We start from the raw sequence: 12768 nt of genomic DNA on the forward strand, positions 1-12768 counted from the left end.
GGTTCGTGAAGTGCACGAGGTGCGGTTTCACCCATGACAGAGACGTAATAGGAGCATGGAACATAGCTCTGAAGCTAAATGTGAGCCCCGTGCCGTTGGGCTCGAACGGTGCCCATGACCCCTGCGTAGAGTGGTCAGTGACCACGGTGAACCGCAGGGTTGAGGCACAACCCGCCCTAGGAGAGCCTACAAAAACCTAGAGCGGGAAACGGTGGTGTGGTTCGCTAATGAGTTGCCGCTCAGGGACCAGCGCCCAAGCGGCGGGGAATCACGACCGCTGGGGGGTGGTTGAAGCCGGTGGGCGGTGTTGAGTTAACCACTAGGGAGAGGATTCTGAATCTACTCCTCAGGAGTGAGGGGCCGCTGACTGCGGAAGACATAATATCCGAACTCGGGCTGAGGGTCACGCCGGGCGAGGTCTACGAGCACTTGAAGCACGTCGCCAAGACCCTGAAGAGGGCATACGGGGGCTCCTACTACCTGGCGATGGTGCCCCCCACCTGCAGGTCGTGCGGCTACGTGTTTAAAGGGCTGGAGGAGCCTAGGAAGCCGAGCAAATGCCCTAAATGCAGATCGCAGAGAATAAACCCGCCCGCATTCAAGATAGTGAGGAAGTGATCACGGCCTCATCTACCCAACGCTAGGGGGCGTGGCCCCCAGCCCTACCCGATGCCATGGGCTCTCAGGACCTCAGCCTGTATCTCTAGGACCTCCTCCCTCGAGGCAGCCCTGGAGTATCTCTCGAGGTAATTCTTGTTGAGCTCGTAGAACGTGGGCCCCCACTTAAACTTGCTCAGGACCTCTAGCGCGAGGTCTTTGAAGCCGGTGATGTATAAGGCTGCAGCAACTGCCTCAGCGCTGCTTAGCTTGGTCAGGAGGCCGAAGTTAATGGGGTTCCCGGCCTTCAGGACGGGCAGAACCCTCTGCTCGCAGGACCTTCTTCCAGCCAGCCCCCTGAGGGCCTCCAGCCTAGAATTCCACGACGTGTCCAGGACTGTGAGGCCGTTCCTGGATATGATTGCCGAGTCCTCCGGGCTGAGGATCCTGTTGCTGTAGGGGTTGAGTATTAGAGAGCGTGCCGGCAGGCTGCCGAGGTGCGCTCTCTCAGCGTAACCCAGCCTGACGAGCTTCAACGCAGTCGATAGTTTTGGATCGTCGCCACCGAGCCTGACCACGTATATTCTTGGGGGCCTGACCACCACTCCCGACCGTAACCCTCAACCGTTTAGCAGCAATTAAGTTTATATTCTCATCATGGTAGTTAATCTTGGTGATAGCTAGGTGCCCGAGGCCATAGTCCTGATAAACACGAACATAGGGACTGAGGAGGAAGTGATGAGCGAGTTGCTCAAGATAGAGGGGGTCTACGAGGCCTACATAGTGTACGGCGTGTACGACATAGTCGTGAAGATAAAAGCCCCGACGACGGAGGCCCTCAAGGAGGTAATCTCGAGCAAGGTCAGGAAGATCTCCAACGTCAGATCCACCCTAACCATGATAGTCGTGGAGGGTAAGGAGGTCACTAAGAAGGGTGGGTGAGGGTCTTAGGGAGGTTCATGTAGGGCTAGACGACACAGACACGGATTTTCAGGGATGCACGACGCATCTGACCTTCAGGATTTTGAGAAGAATCGTTGAGGAACTACCTCAAGTCGTTTTCACGGACTATCCACGCCTGGTGAGGCTGAACCCCGTAATCCCTTTCAAAACCAGGGGGAATGCCTCGCTCTCCTTCTCGGTTAAGTTGAGGGAGGACAGCATCCCAGCGCTGAGGGATTTGATCCTGGGGGAGTTCCGCAACTACCTCCCGGAGGTCCGGAACGCGGGCGTCGAACCCGGCCTCGCCCTCCTCTATGGGGGGATCCCCGACTCGCTTGGGAGGCTCTACGTTAAGGCTTTAAGTGATTACGTACATAAGGACTACGTGCTGGGGGTTGTTGAGGAGTTAGGTGATTCGCTGGAGACGCCTCTTGGGTATTCGAGGGGCCTGGTCGGCGCGCTGGCAGCTATAGGGGCTTCAAGATGTCTGGGAACGTGCACCTACGAGTTAATAGCTTACAGGTCTAGAGGGAACTACTTGAGGGAGAGGTGCGTTGACGCAGCCTCTGTTAAGGCCGTTGACGCAGAGTTCCGTGACTCGACCTTCCTCAACTACGACCACGTTAGTGGGAAACCCCTCATCACGCCTTCAGGCCCTAACCCCGTCCTCCTAGGTGTGAGGGGTGAGGACCCTGAGCAGGTCTTAAACGCCTTCAACAAGCTGAGGATATGTGAGGATTACGAGGGGTGGGTCATCTACAAGACTAACCAGGCCGTTAACGCGCACCACGTGGAGAGAAGCGTTAAGTCGTTCAGACCCTACCAGACGGGTTGTGTGAGGGCGATAGTGACCGGCAAGCCGCTGACGCTTCCGGGGGGCGACGTGCTGCTTAAGCTCGGCGGGCAGGACGGCGATGGCGTTGTGTGGGCGGTTTTCTTCAAGGAGACCGGGTTGAGCGACGTTGCGAGGAAGCTGCTCGCCGGCGACTTAATCAGGGTGTGCGGTGGTAGTAAGTATTGGGAAGGACGTGGCTTGGTCATCCACTCAGATCTCCTGGAGGTTCTAGACCTGATTACGGAGGTTCGCAGGAACCCGCTGTGCCCGGCCTGCGGCCGCAGGATGAAGTCCTCAGGTAGCGGGAAGGGCTGGAAATGCATTAAATGCGGGTATAGGTCAGCGGACCTCAGCAGGGAGGCTGTTAAGGTGGGTCGGGATCTGGCGGTGAGGGCCTACAGACCCGTGGATCGCGCGGTCAAGCACTTAGTCATGCCTGAGGCGAGGGTTGGCAGGGCAGGCAACTGCGGCAAGCCCTTAGTGCGTGGGTGGATTCACTTCACCACGCAAGGCATGTAGGATTTATTCCGTTCCACAAGTTCTTAAGTGTTGGGGGTGATTGACGTGAGCTCGGATGACAGGGGTGATGTCGTCAAGCGGATGAGTGACTTAATGAGGTCCGGCGCTGTAATGCTTGAGCAGACATGCCCGCTCTGCGGCCTGCCTCTGTTCAGGCTGAGGAGCGGGGAGGTGGTTTGCCCGGTCCACGGGGCGGTGAAGATAGTTAAGAGCGAGGACGAGGCTGTGGAGGCTGTCACCTCGGCGGTTTTGAGGGAGTTTGAGAAGGTTATTGCGAGGAAGTTAAATACGTACATCAACGCCCTGGCCAAGGAGGAGGGCCTGAACTCGAGCGAGTTAAAGGACGTCATATACTTGCTGGACATATTGGAGAGGATAAGGAGAATGAGGAGGCCATGAGCCCGAAACCACGCGCCCCTCCACGTTCTACGGATGCGGTGTGGGCATCATGACTAAGCACCTGCCTTCAGTGCCAGAGCTGGCCGGCGTTTTAGAGAACGTGGCTGAGGCGAGGGGGCCGGCATACGTGAACGCCTTCCTCCTACACCTAGTTGGTTACGCACTCAACATGTGGTTGGGTGGCCTCATAGACCCGCGTTCGCTGAGCACGTATTTCAGCAAGGTCTACGAGATGCTGGTTGAAGGGTCATTCGAGCTGGATAAGGACGTCATCGAGGTGATGTCCATCGTGAGTGAAGGGGTTAACGAGGCCGTGTACGACGAGGTCATGGCTAAGGTCATGATGTTGCTGAAGGAGCTTCCGTGACATCCGGGGTTGAGGCCATGCCGGAAATCGCTTGCAGTGTGTGCGGGAGGAGGGGGGCTTTCTACTACAGGCATAGCTCCGGCGAGAGGCTGTGCAGCCGCTGCCTGGAGGAGTCCCTCACCAGCCGCATAAAACACAGCTTCTCGGGGAGGGTAAGGCTCGGCAGGGAGCCCTTCATAACGGTCTACATACCGCCCGACAGGGTTGTGGAGGGCGCGGTCTTAACCTGCCTGCTCTCGAAGATTGAGGCGAGGTTTAACGGACGTGTAGGGGTTGTCGCCCCCCGTGGGGTGTTGAGCGCCGTGCGTGAGTTAGCCTCCAACGCCCTGACCGTTGGGGGTAACGTTCACTACCGTGAACTAGGTGGGTTGAGCGCTGAATGCAGGTGCTCGACCGGTGAGTCAATAACGAACTCTGTGGGGGTGCTTGAGGGCCTCAGTGGCTCCCAGGTACTTCAGGGGGCTCAGGCGATCCTTCTACCCTACACTTTGACGGACCTTGATGAGGCGTTAATGGAGTACGTGATCTTTGGATCGAGTGGGGCTGCGCCCGCCGACCTCAGCGGGCTAACTATTGGAGGGACTCCGGTGGTCTGCCCCTTCTGCACCGTGCAGAGGGTGGACGTGATGGCTCTTGCGTACGTATACGGGGTTCTGAGGCTGGCCAGCGAGTCCGTAAGGGTCGGCGATGAGGGGGTGTGCAGGGCTTACGCCCTGATCAAGGAGTTGGTGTCTGAGATATCCCTTAATCACCCTGAGCTAACCCATACGATGCTCAAGTCACGCAAGTTCTTCCGGCGTTGACCCACCCCCGGAGCCGATGATGCCTTCGAGACCGCCGCCGCAACCCCACTTAAAGAAGCTGACCCTTTTTAAGAAATCACGTGGTATTGAGGAGTATATCGGTGAGGTAGTTGGGTGTTGAAGTGCTCAACGTGTTGAATGATCTCTTCACCCCCCTTCAGAGCCTGGGCTCCAGCAGCCTGACGACCATACTGGCGATCGTGGGTGTAGTCATGATAGCCCTGGTCGCCATAGGGTATGCGATATACGGCATGGTGAAGCTGGGGAAGCTCCTCTTCAGCATGAGGATGAAGGAGTTCTCTCTGATAATGTTGGGGCTCGGGGTAGCGTTCCTAGCGGTAGCTATAGTCATGCCTTAACACGCCTCCTGCGGCCCACGTCGTTATAAGTTGTTTAGAGCGTAGTATAGTCGGTGCATGATGTGAGGGAGATCGGTGAAGTTACGTACGTGCCTGACGCGAGCGTCATAACTAATGGAGTTCTTAAGATGCTGGTTAGGGATGGGAGGGTTCAAGGCAGGCTGGTCCTACTTAAGGAACTCATAGACTACTTCGAGTCGCTGGCCAAGAACGGCAAGTCCCTCGGCGTTTTAGGGCTTGAGGAGATGAGGTTCGTCAGGGCTGCGTGCGCCTCGAAGGGGATGCCGGTTGATGTGGTCAGCAGCGGCAGGAGGGCTGACGATGTAGACGCCTTGATCAGGTGGTACGCGCTTGAGGCCGGCGTCACGCTGGTGACGTCCTCCAAGACCCAGCAACTGGCTAGCGAAGCCCTCGGAGTTAATGTCCTCTACGTGGAGCCCCCTAGAAGCCGCCTAACCACTCTCGAGAAGTTCTTCAGCGACGGAACCATGTCCGTCCACCTGAAGGAAGGCGCTCCCCCGCACGCCAAGCAAGGCAGGCCGGGTAGGTGGCGGCTAGTCCAGCTTTCGGAGACCCCCCTATCTAGGGAGGAGGTTGAGGCGATAGCTGATGAGATCCTCGAAGTGGCCCGCACGGACCCTGACGCGGTCATAGAGATCGAGAGGCCTAACTCGATAATAATCCAGATGAGCGTGTACAGGATAATAATAGCTAGACCCCCCATGAGCGACGGTTGGGAGATAACTGCGGTGAGGCCTCTCGTAAGGCCTAAGCTGGAGGACTACACGCTGGCTGAAAAGCTCATGAGGAGGCTTGAGGAGAAGGCTGAAGGCATTCTGATAGCCGGTGCCCCCGGAATGGGTAAGACCACCTTCGCCCAGGCTCTGGCCGAATACTACAAGAGGAAGAGTAAGGTGGTCAAGACCATAGAGTCTCCTAGGGACATGCATCTCCCGCCCGAAGTAACCCAGTACTCTAAGACCTACGCAACCCCGGACGAGCTCCACGACATACTCCTGCTCTCAAGACCTGACTACACGGTGTTCGACGAACTGCGCACGGACAACGACTTCAAGCTCTACGTCGACTTAAGGCTTGCGGGCATAGGCATGATCGGAGTGGTTCACGCCACATCACCTATAGACGCGCTGCAGAGGTTCATAGGAAGGATAGATCTGGGGATGATCCCGTCGGTTGTTGACACAGTCCTCTTCCTGGAGGAGGGTGAGGTGCGTAAGGTCTACGACGTCAGTATGAGCGTCAAACTCCCTACAGGCCTGCGGGAGGCCGACCTAGCGAGACCCGTCATTGAGGTCAGGGACTTCCTCAGTGGTCAGCTGGAGTATGAGATGTACACCTTCGGCGAGCAGACTGTGGTCGTCCCGGTGAAGCACGTTGTTGGGGAGGGCTTGGAGGCGGCTGTCAGGAAGGCCATACTAACGCTACTCCCGTCGGCTGAGGTGACGTTCGACGGGGGCGTGGTAACGGTCACAGTGCCGAGGGAGGAGGCTAGGTCCGCACGCAAGCTCAAAAGAAGGTTATCCAGCATAGAGAGGAAGTACGGGGTGGTTATATCTCTTAAGCTGGTTTGAAGTCTGAGTCACTACCTCTTCTTAACCGCCCTCACTATCTCCTTAGCCCTCTCCGCGTTCTCCTCGACAGCCGTTCCCGTCACGACTGCGTCGGCGCCTGAGCCTACCGCGTCCCTCGCCTGCTCGTAGTTCCTTATCCCACCACCCACGATGAGCACTGACTCGCCCTTAACCCTGGACGCGGCCCTCACGAACTTGGGGGGTATGGGCTCAGGAGCTCCTGAGCCCGCCTCCAGGTACACGTACCTCATGCCTAGGAACCTGGCTGCCAGGACGTAGGCGACGCCTAACTCCGGTCTCTCGTAGGGTATTGGCCTAGCCCTACCCACATACCCGGCCGCGCCGCCGTACCCCACTATAACGTACCCAGTTGGCAGTACCTCGATTCCGTACTTGGCGACTACAGGCGCTCCAAGCACTTGAGCACCTATTATGAAGTAGGGGTCGTCGGAGTTCATGAGGGACATGAAGAGTATGGCGTCGGCGTGCTTAGAGATTCCAGATACGTTGCCCGGGAACAGTATCACCGGCAGACCCCACTTCTTGAGGCTGGTCACCAACGCGTCCACATCCCTCTCGGACACCCCTATCGAACCCCCTACCAGGAAGGCGTCAGTCCCCTCAGACACCATGGCCTCCGCAAGCCTGTCGGCATTGTTTAAATCGCCTATTTTATCGGGGTCCAGCAGCGTGAAGTGTATCTTCTCCCCGGAGCTCACCTTACCCCTGAGGTAGGAGTCGACCCAGCACCCACGCTCACTCAACAGCCTCCCCCTTCTCGAACCACGTCCTGAGCTCCTCACTGCCGTAGAGGTCCAGGAACTTGGAGTACGCGTCAACGGCCTCGAAAATCGATGGCAGCTCCTGCAGCTCGGCCCTCAGGCCGCACTTCGGGTTCATGCACTTAATTAGCGCTCGCTTCTTCTCCTCGCCGGAGTCGTTGACGTAGGGCTCGACATCGACGATTATGGTGATGGACCCGCAGGCAGGGCATTGGAAGACCCTAGGCAGCGTCTTCTGCGGGGGTCTGAACACCTTATACCGCTTCCTGCTCCTTCTTCCCACACAACCACCAATACACACTAGACTCACAGGTCTTATAAGTTGCGATCGATGTAGACGTCCTCAGCCATGGTGGGGCCCCGCAGGCTCTGAGCGCCCCTTATTAATTGTGAAACCCTAGTCTATGAGTGAGGGTTAAGGGGCCTGATTATGGGTGGAGCGCCCGATCTACGCAAGCCCTGGGTCAGGGTTGCCAGGCATTGGGTTGGGGTCGGCGACGGTAAGGTGGTCTGCAGTTTGTGTTACAAGAGATGCCCTATAAGCGAGGGCGGTTACGGAGCCTGCGGCGTTAGGTACAACGGTGGAGGGACCCTCTACACGTTGGTCTACGGCCTCCTCACCGCAGTCAATCTAGACCCTATAGAGAAGAAACCGCTCACGCACTTCCACCCAGGCTCTCAAGTTCTCTCAATCTCGACCGCGGGATGTAACTTCATGTGCATGTTTTGTCAGAACTGGACCTTGAGTCAGTCGAGGAGGGGGGATGTGTTCGGGGAGTTCATCACCCCGGAGGACCTGGTCGATGAGGCCGTCAGAGGGGGTTCCGACGGCATAAGCTACACCTACAACGAGCCGACCATTTTCTTCGAATACATGATGGACGTGGCCTCGTTGGCTAGGAAGAGAGGGCTGTTCAACACCATGGTGACTAACGGTTACATGACTGTGGAGGCCATGGAGGAGCTCTCGAGGTTCTTAGACGCCGCGACCGTTGATTTTAAGGGCAACGGTAGCAAGGACTTCTACAGGAAGTTCATGGGGGTCCCGGACCCCGAACCCGTCTTCAACACCCTAGCCCTCATGAAGAGTAGGGGGGTGTTCGTGGAGGTGACGGACCTGGTGGTCCCCAAGCACGGCGACAGCGTTGAGGACCTCAGAAAATTAGTTAGGGGGGTCATCGACGTTCTGGGGACTGACGTGCCGTTCCACCTGCTTCGATTCTATCCCCACTATAAGATGGCGCACCTCCCTGAAACCCCTGTCAGGGTTCTCGAGAAGCTTGCTGAGGTGGCTAAGGGTGAGGGGCTTAGGTACGTCTACGTCGGCAACGTGCCTGGACACCCGCTCGAGAACACGTACTGCCCCAACTGCGGTGAGCTCCTCATACGTAGGTACGGCTTCTACGTTAGTGAATGGAGGCTTGGGGAGGGTAACACGTGCCCTAGCTGTGGGTTCAGGATCAACGTCGTCGGTGGCCTGAAGCGGGGGAGGGGTTTCTGGAGGTAGCTACCGCTCGTTGCCTTAATTAAGCGGTAGCGAACCATAATGGGGGTGCGTCATGTACTTCATCATCGTCGCAGGGCCCGCGGGCTCGGGTAAGTCAACCTTCGTCTCGGCTGCGGCTCAGTGGATGGAGGCTAATGGGCTGGACGTGGTTAAGGTCAACCTGGACCCCGCTGCTGAGTCCCTCCCATACGTTCCGGACGTTGACGTGAGGAACTACATCACCACCCGCGACTTCATGACTAAGTACGGTCTAGGGCCTAACGGCGCGCTAGTGCTCAGCGTCGACTACCTGGTCAACTACGTTGGGGACTTGAGGAGGGAGGTCGACGAGGTGAGGGGGAACTACGTCCTCATAGACCTTCCAGGGCAGCTGGAGATAGTGGCTTTCAGGAGGTTAGGGCCCTTACTCCTTAAGGAGCTCACTAAGGGCTGCAAGTCGCTCGTGGCTTTCATGATTGACTCACACCTCGCCTCAACCCCTCATTCAAGCTATTCGGCACTGCTCCTCGCACTCTCCACTATGTTTAGGTTGAGGCTCCCAATGGTTCTAGTCTTGAATAAGATGGACTTGGTGACGAGCGTGCAGGGGCTTAAGGAACCCCCTGAGTTGAGCGTCAGGCTCCACGCACTCCAGCTCCTCGACGAGGAGTACAGCTGCGTTACGGCTGGCAGCGACTCCCTCTTCATAAGTCCGGAGGTCGGTGAGGAGCTCTGCAACATCTTCAGGGAGGTCTTCAGGGAGGTCGTCCTAGTGTCGTCTAAGGAGATGTGGGGTATGGACGAGGCGTACGCCTCCTTCCAGAGGGTTCTGGCGGGTGGGGAGGATTTCGTGACGGAGGAGTACAGTGAGGGGCCGAGCAGGGATTGAAGCAGTCCCTCCAGGCTCGTGGTGGTCGGTGCTAGGCACCGGTTAAAGCCCGCCTTAACGCGCTCGCTCCACATCGCTTCAGGGACCTATAGCTTTTTAAATTCGTTTCACCTATATCTAGGGTTTACCGGTATGGGTAGCGTTAAGGAGTATGTGGAGGGTTTGATCGGTAAGGCGAGGAGTGAGGGAAGGTCTAAGTTATTGGAGCATGAGGCATACGAGGCTTTAGCTCGGTACGGCTTCCCAGCCCCTAAGTTCGGGCTCGCTCGCTCTGCTGGGGAGGCCGTTAGGCTGGCTGAGGAGATAGGGTACCCGGTAGTTCTGAAGATAGTCAGTCCGGACATAGTGCATAAGTCCGATGTGGGCGGCGTCAAACTGAATCTCGGCTCGAGGGAGGAGGTCCTCAGGGCCTTCGACGGCATAATGCACAGCGTTAAGGCTAAAGCGCCTGAGGCGAGGGTTGCAGGGGTCTTAGTGCAGGAGATGGTGCCCTCAAGCCTTGAGGTCATTGTGGGCGCTACGAGGGACCCGACCTTCGGCCCTGTACTGCTGTTCGGCCTTGGAGGGATATTTGTTGAGGTCCTCAAGGACGTGAGCTTCAGGATAACGCCGCTGACCAGATACGATGCTGAGACCATGCTCACCGAGATTAAAGCCGCTAAGATCCTCGACGGCTACAGGGGGACCCCGCCTAGGGACAAGGAAGCCATAGTTGACATAATAATGAAGCTCGCCAAATTCATGGAGGATCAGGAGTCAGTCACCGACGTTGACCTCAACCCTGTGATGGTTTTCGAGGCTGGCATGGGGGCTAAGGTAGCGGATGTGAGGATCCTCATAAGGTAGTTTTAGTTGAGTGTAGACGAGATCGTCAGGAGGATAGATGAGGTAAGGGAGGAGGTAAAGAGACTAAAGAGTGAGAGGCTCGAGCTAATCGAGAAGCTAAGGACTCTGCGTGAGGAGAGGGCTGAACTCAGGAATAAGTTAGCTAACGTCAGAGGCGAGCTGGAGAAGGTGAGGGAGGTCAAGAGCAAGCTCAGAGAGAACAGAGACGCGTTAATATCGCAAAGAAGGGAGACCATCAACCGATTGAGGGAAGTCAGAGGCAGGCTGACGAGCATAAGGGAGAGTATGAATAACTTTAGGGAGGGTGGCCCCCACTCCCTAGCCAGGATCAGGGAGGAGATAGAAAGGCTTGAGTGGAGAATAATAACTGAATCACTTCCGATGGAGGTTGAGAACAGGCTCGTCAGGGAGATAGCCAGGCTTGAGGACGAGCTGGCTAAAGCCATAGAGTCCAGGAAGCTTAAGGAGGAGTACAACGCGATAAGGGCTGAGTACCAGAGCCTTAGGATAATCCTGGAGGACCTCAACAAGAGGGTGGCCGAGCTCACGGATAAGATAAATGCCCTCAGGGAGAGGGAGGCCCGGCTGAAGGGCGAGCGCGACGCCCTCAAGAAGAGGTTTGACGAATCCATCAAGACTTCGGCGGAGATTAAGGCGAGGCTGGATAATCTATTCACGGAGATAGGCTCTAAGGTCGGCGAGCTCCGCGCCCTGCAGGAGGAGTTGAGGAAGCACAGGACCAACTCGAGGAGGAGTAGGGAGGAGGAAGTCCTGAACAGGAAGAAGCAGGAGGTTGAGAAGAAGATCAAAAACACGAAGAGATTGACTTTAGAGGACCTGAAGATATACTACGGTGAGCTGGGGGTCGAGGAGGGCACGCGGACCTGAGGATCCTCCACAACTGAATCAGGCACGCGTTTGGCTTAGCTTTTTAAGGAAGACCAGCTTATATTAACCTAGGTGTGGTTGATGGTGAGGACATCCCACGGGTACAGGCACAGGACGAGGAAGTTGCTGAGGAAGAACGTGAGGGAGAGGGGGGCGATCCCTCCGCTGAGCCAGGTTCTGAAGGAGTATAAGGTAGGTGATAAGGTCTACATAACGCCTAACCCAGCGATCCACGACGCCCTACCGCATAGGAGGTACATAGGCAAGGTCGGTGTGGTGATTGGGAAGAGGGGGAGGGCCTACATAGTTGAGCTACACCTAGGCGATAAGAGGAAGACCCTCATCACATACCCTGAGCATTTAAGACTGGCCAGTGCGTGAGGTAGATGAGGCTTCTCTCCTCAAGGAATGCCGCGCACGCCGAGGTCCAGAAGATACTGGAGGGCTTGACTGGGAAGGGTATCGAGCTTGAGAGTATAGAGATGCGCGTTCTCGATTACCTACGCAGGTTCAACAAGTGCCGACGCGGTGATGAGCTGGCTGAGAAGTTGAGGGAGATGGGCTTAAGCGAGATAACGGCGGTGATCATAGCCAACGTAGTTCCTAAGGATTCGGAGACCCTTAAAATACTCCTGAATTTTGAGGGCAGGACGCTGGAGGCTGGATTTCTGGAGGAGGTGCTAAACACAGTCACCACCTACTGCACGGAGTAAGTGTTGATAGAAGGAGATGCTTCATGAGTTCTAGGACTCCCTCCAGTGGGGATAAGAGGGTGGTGAGGGAGGAGTTCGCCATAGTCCTCGACTTCATGCCCAGCGGTAATCCGCTGGACACCCACCACCCATCACACAAGAACAAACCGTTGGCTCAGGCGGTGGGATCAACGTACTTCACTTTGATAGAGTTCCACCCTAAGCCAGGCATGTGGGTCTCCCAAGGGGAGAAGGTCTGCGTCAGCTTCAGATTCCGTGAGCTGAGGGATAAGGTCGGGTATGTGTGGGGGGATCCGATTCGGTACGACGACCTGACCTCAGTAGCTAAGTCATACCTCCCGGAGGCAATTAAGTCCGCCGTCAAAGATTTGGAGAAGGTTTTCGTGACGTTCTTCAACATAGCGGCACCCGTCACCATAAAGCTGCACTCGCTCGAGCTGATACCGGGCATAGGCAAGAAAACCATGTGGACAATACTGGAGGAGAGGAAGAAACCCTTCGAGACCTTCCAAGACATCCAGAGCAGGGTCAAGATACCGGACCCAGTCGCGCTGGTAACTGAGAGGCTTATCAAGGAAATTAAGGGTGAGGAGAGGATATACCTCTTCACAGACCCACCTCCAGGCGTGAAGGACGCTATAGTGCTCGGCTACCTCCACAGGATCTACAGCATGCTGGGCTACGAGTAACGGGCACGCGGCCCGCTGCCAGTCACCACGTGGGCCAGCCAATTCCGAGAAGATTTAAATTC

At 56.6% G+C, this 12768-nt stretch carries 19 protein-coding genes; 16 read left to right on the plus strand and 3 right to left on the minus strand.

Translation table 11 applies throughout. From position 1 onward, the window contains the following. The coding region (locus tag QW772_00005; GenBank protein MEM0037308.1) for a zinc ribbon domain-containing protein at window positions 1-200 on the plus strand (200 nt) is incomplete at its 5' end. 97 nt (window positions 201-297) lie between these two features. Next, window positions 298-618 (plus strand): transcriptional regulator, encoded by a 321-nt coding sequence (locus tag QW772_00010; GenBank protein ID MEM0037309.1) that lies wholly within the window; start codon window positions 298-300, stop codon window positions 616-618. 44 nt (window positions 619-662) lie between these two features. On the opposite strand, the gene QW772_00015 is transcribed toward QW772_00010, so the two are convergent. After that, window positions 663-1199 (minus strand): DUF367 family protein, encoded by a 537-nt coding sequence (locus tag QW772_00015; GenBank protein MEM0037310.1) that lies wholly within the window; start codon window positions 1197-1199, stop codon window positions 663-665. Between the two features lie 82 nt (window positions 1200-1281). On the opposite strand from QW772_00015, the gene QW772_00020 reads away from it, so the two are divergent. The 7 genes from QW772_00020 (at window position 1282) to QW772_00050 (ending at window position 6413) form a co-directional block, all read left to right on the plus strand. Continuing rightward, window positions 1282-1539 carry an Lrp/AsnC ligand binding domain-containing protein gene (locus QW772_00020; GenBank protein MEM0037311.1) on the plus strand — a complete coding sequence of 86 codons (258 nt, stop codon included), beginning with the start codon at window positions 1282-1284 and terminating at the stop codon, window positions 1537-1539. Then, window positions 1532-2893 (plus strand): tRNA(Ile)(2)-agmatinylcytidine synthase, encoded by a 1362-nt coding sequence (locus QW772_00025; GenBank protein ID MEM0037312.1) that lies wholly within the window; start codon window positions 1532-1534, stop codon window positions 2891-2893. Before QW772_00020 ends, QW772_00025 begins: the two co-directional genes overlap by 8 nt. A 45-nt stretch (window positions 2894-2938) precedes the next feature. Next, complete coding sequence (locus tag QW772_00030) at window positions 2939-3292, plus strand: Sjogren's syndrome/scleroderma autoantigen 1 family protein (protein ID MEM0037313.1); 354 nt, start codon at window positions 2939-2941, stop codon at window positions 3290-3292. 40 nt (window positions 3293-3332) lie between these two features. Further along, complete coding sequence (locus tag QW772_00035) at window positions 3333-3659, plus strand: hypothetical protein (GenBank protein MEM0037314.1); 327 nt, start codon at window positions 3333-3335, stop codon at window positions 3657-3659. Next, window positions 3656-4462 (plus strand): hypothetical protein, encoded by an 807-nt coding sequence (locus QW772_00040; protein ID MEM0037315.1) that lies wholly within the window; start codon window positions 3656-3658, stop codon window positions 4460-4462. The genes QW772_00035 and QW772_00040 overlap by 4 nt, the downstream gene beginning before the upstream one ends. Before the next feature lie 110 nt (window positions 4463-4572). After that, window positions 4573-4821, plus strand: a complete 249-nt coding sequence (locus tag QW772_00045; protein MEM0037316.1) for a hypothetical protein — start codon at window positions 4573-4575, stop codon at window positions 4819-4821. A 53-nt stretch (window positions 4822-4874) separates the two neighbouring features. After that, a complete protein-coding gene (locus QW772_00050; GenBank protein ID MEM0037317.1) occupies window positions 4875-6413 on the plus strand; it encodes an ATPase, T2SS/T4P/T4SS family in 1539 nt (512 codons plus the stop codon). 11 nt (window positions 6414-6424) lie between these two features. On the opposite strand, the gene QW772_00055 is transcribed toward QW772_00050, so the two are convergent. Then, a complete protein-coding gene (locus QW772_00055) occupies window positions 6425-7177 on the minus strand; it encodes a geranylgeranylglyceryl/heptaprenylglyceryl phosphate synthase (GenBank protein MEM0037318.1) in 753 nt (250 codons plus the stop codon). Then, window positions 7170-7478 carry a hypothetical protein gene (locus QW772_00060; GenBank protein ID MEM0037319.1) on the minus strand — a complete coding sequence of 103 codons (309 nt, stop codon included), beginning with the start codon at window positions 7476-7478 and terminating at the stop codon, window positions 7170-7172. Before QW772_00060 ends, QW772_00055 begins: the two co-directional genes overlap by 8 nt. 147 nt (window positions 7479-7625) lie before the next feature. On the opposite strand from QW772_00060, the gene amrS reads away from it, so the two are divergent. The 7 genes from amrS (at window position 7626) to QW772_00095 (ending at window position 12706) form a co-directional block, all read left to right on the plus strand. After that, window positions 7626-8702 carry an AmmeMemoRadiSam system radical SAM enzyme gene (gene amrS, locus QW772_00065; protein ID MEM0037320.1) on the plus strand — a complete coding sequence of 359 codons (1077 nt, stop codon included), beginning with the start codon at window positions 7626-7628 and terminating at the stop codon, window positions 8700-8702. Between the two features lie 52 nt (window positions 8703-8754). After that, window positions 8755-9570, plus strand: coding sequence for an ATP/GTP-binding protein (locus QW772_00070; protein ID MEM0037321.1), 816 nt, complete (start codon window positions 8755-8757; stop codon window positions 9568-9570). A 132-nt stretch (window positions 9571-9702) separates the two neighbouring features. Further along, a complete protein-coding gene (locus tag QW772_00075; GenBank protein ID MEM0037322.1) occupies window positions 9703-10416 on the plus strand; it encodes an acetate--CoA ligase family protein in 714 nt (237 codons plus the stop codon). Window positions 10417-10422: 6 nt separating this feature from the next. Next, window positions 10423-11304, plus strand: coding sequence for a hypothetical protein (locus QW772_00080; protein ID MEM0037323.1), 882 nt, complete (start codon window positions 10423-10425; stop codon window positions 11302-11304). An 81-nt stretch (window positions 11305-11385) separates the two neighbouring features. Beyond that, window positions 11386-11685: a 50S ribosomal protein L21e gene (locus QW772_00085; GenBank protein ID MEM0037324.1), complete on the plus strand. Its 300-nt coding sequence runs from the start codon at window positions 11386-11388 to the stop codon at window positions 11683-11685. A gap of 5 nt (window positions 11686-11690) precedes the next feature. Next, complete coding sequence (locus QW772_00090) at window positions 11691-12017, plus strand: hypothetical protein (GenBank protein MEM0037325.1); 327 nt, start codon at window positions 11691-11693, stop codon at window positions 12015-12017. A 23-nt stretch (window positions 12018-12040) separates the two neighbouring features. Beyond that, complete coding sequence (locus QW772_00095; protein ID MEM0037326.1) at window positions 12041-12706, plus strand: DUF655 domain-containing protein; 666 nt, start codon at window positions 12041-12043, stop codon at window positions 12704-12706. Window positions 12707-12768 lie beyond the last annotated feature (62 nt).

This window comes from Zestosphaera sp. (genome assembly GCA_038727705.1).
Classification (GTDB): Archaea; Thermoproteota; Thermoprotei_A; order Sulfolobales; family NBVN01; genus Zestomicrobium.

Bases quoted from the DNA above. Each gene is read 5' to 3' on its own strand.
- QW772_00085 (MEM0037324.1), top strand. From the start codon at position 11,386: ATGGTGAGGACATCCCACGGGTACAGGCACAGGACGAGGAAGTTGCTG.
- amrS (MEM0037320.1), top strand. From the start codon at position 7,626: ATGGGTGGAGCGCCCGATCTACGCAAGCCCTGGGTCAGGGTTGCCAGG.
- QW772_00070 (MEM0037321.1), top strand. From the start codon at position 8,755: ATGTACTTCATCATCGTCGCAGGGCCCGCGGGCTCGGGTAAGTCAACC.
- QW772_00075 (MEM0037322.1), top strand. From the start codon at position 9,703: ATGGGTAGCGTTAAGGAGTATGTGGAGGGTTTGATCGGTAAGGCGAGG.
- QW772_00090 (MEM0037325.1), top strand. From the start codon at position 11,691: ATGAGGCTTCTCTCCTCAAGGAATGCCGCGCACGCCGAGGTCCAGAAG.
- QW772_00095 (MEM0037326.1), top strand. From the start codon at position 12,041: ATGAGTTCTAGGACTCCCTCCAGTGGGGATAAGAGGGTGGTGAGGGAG.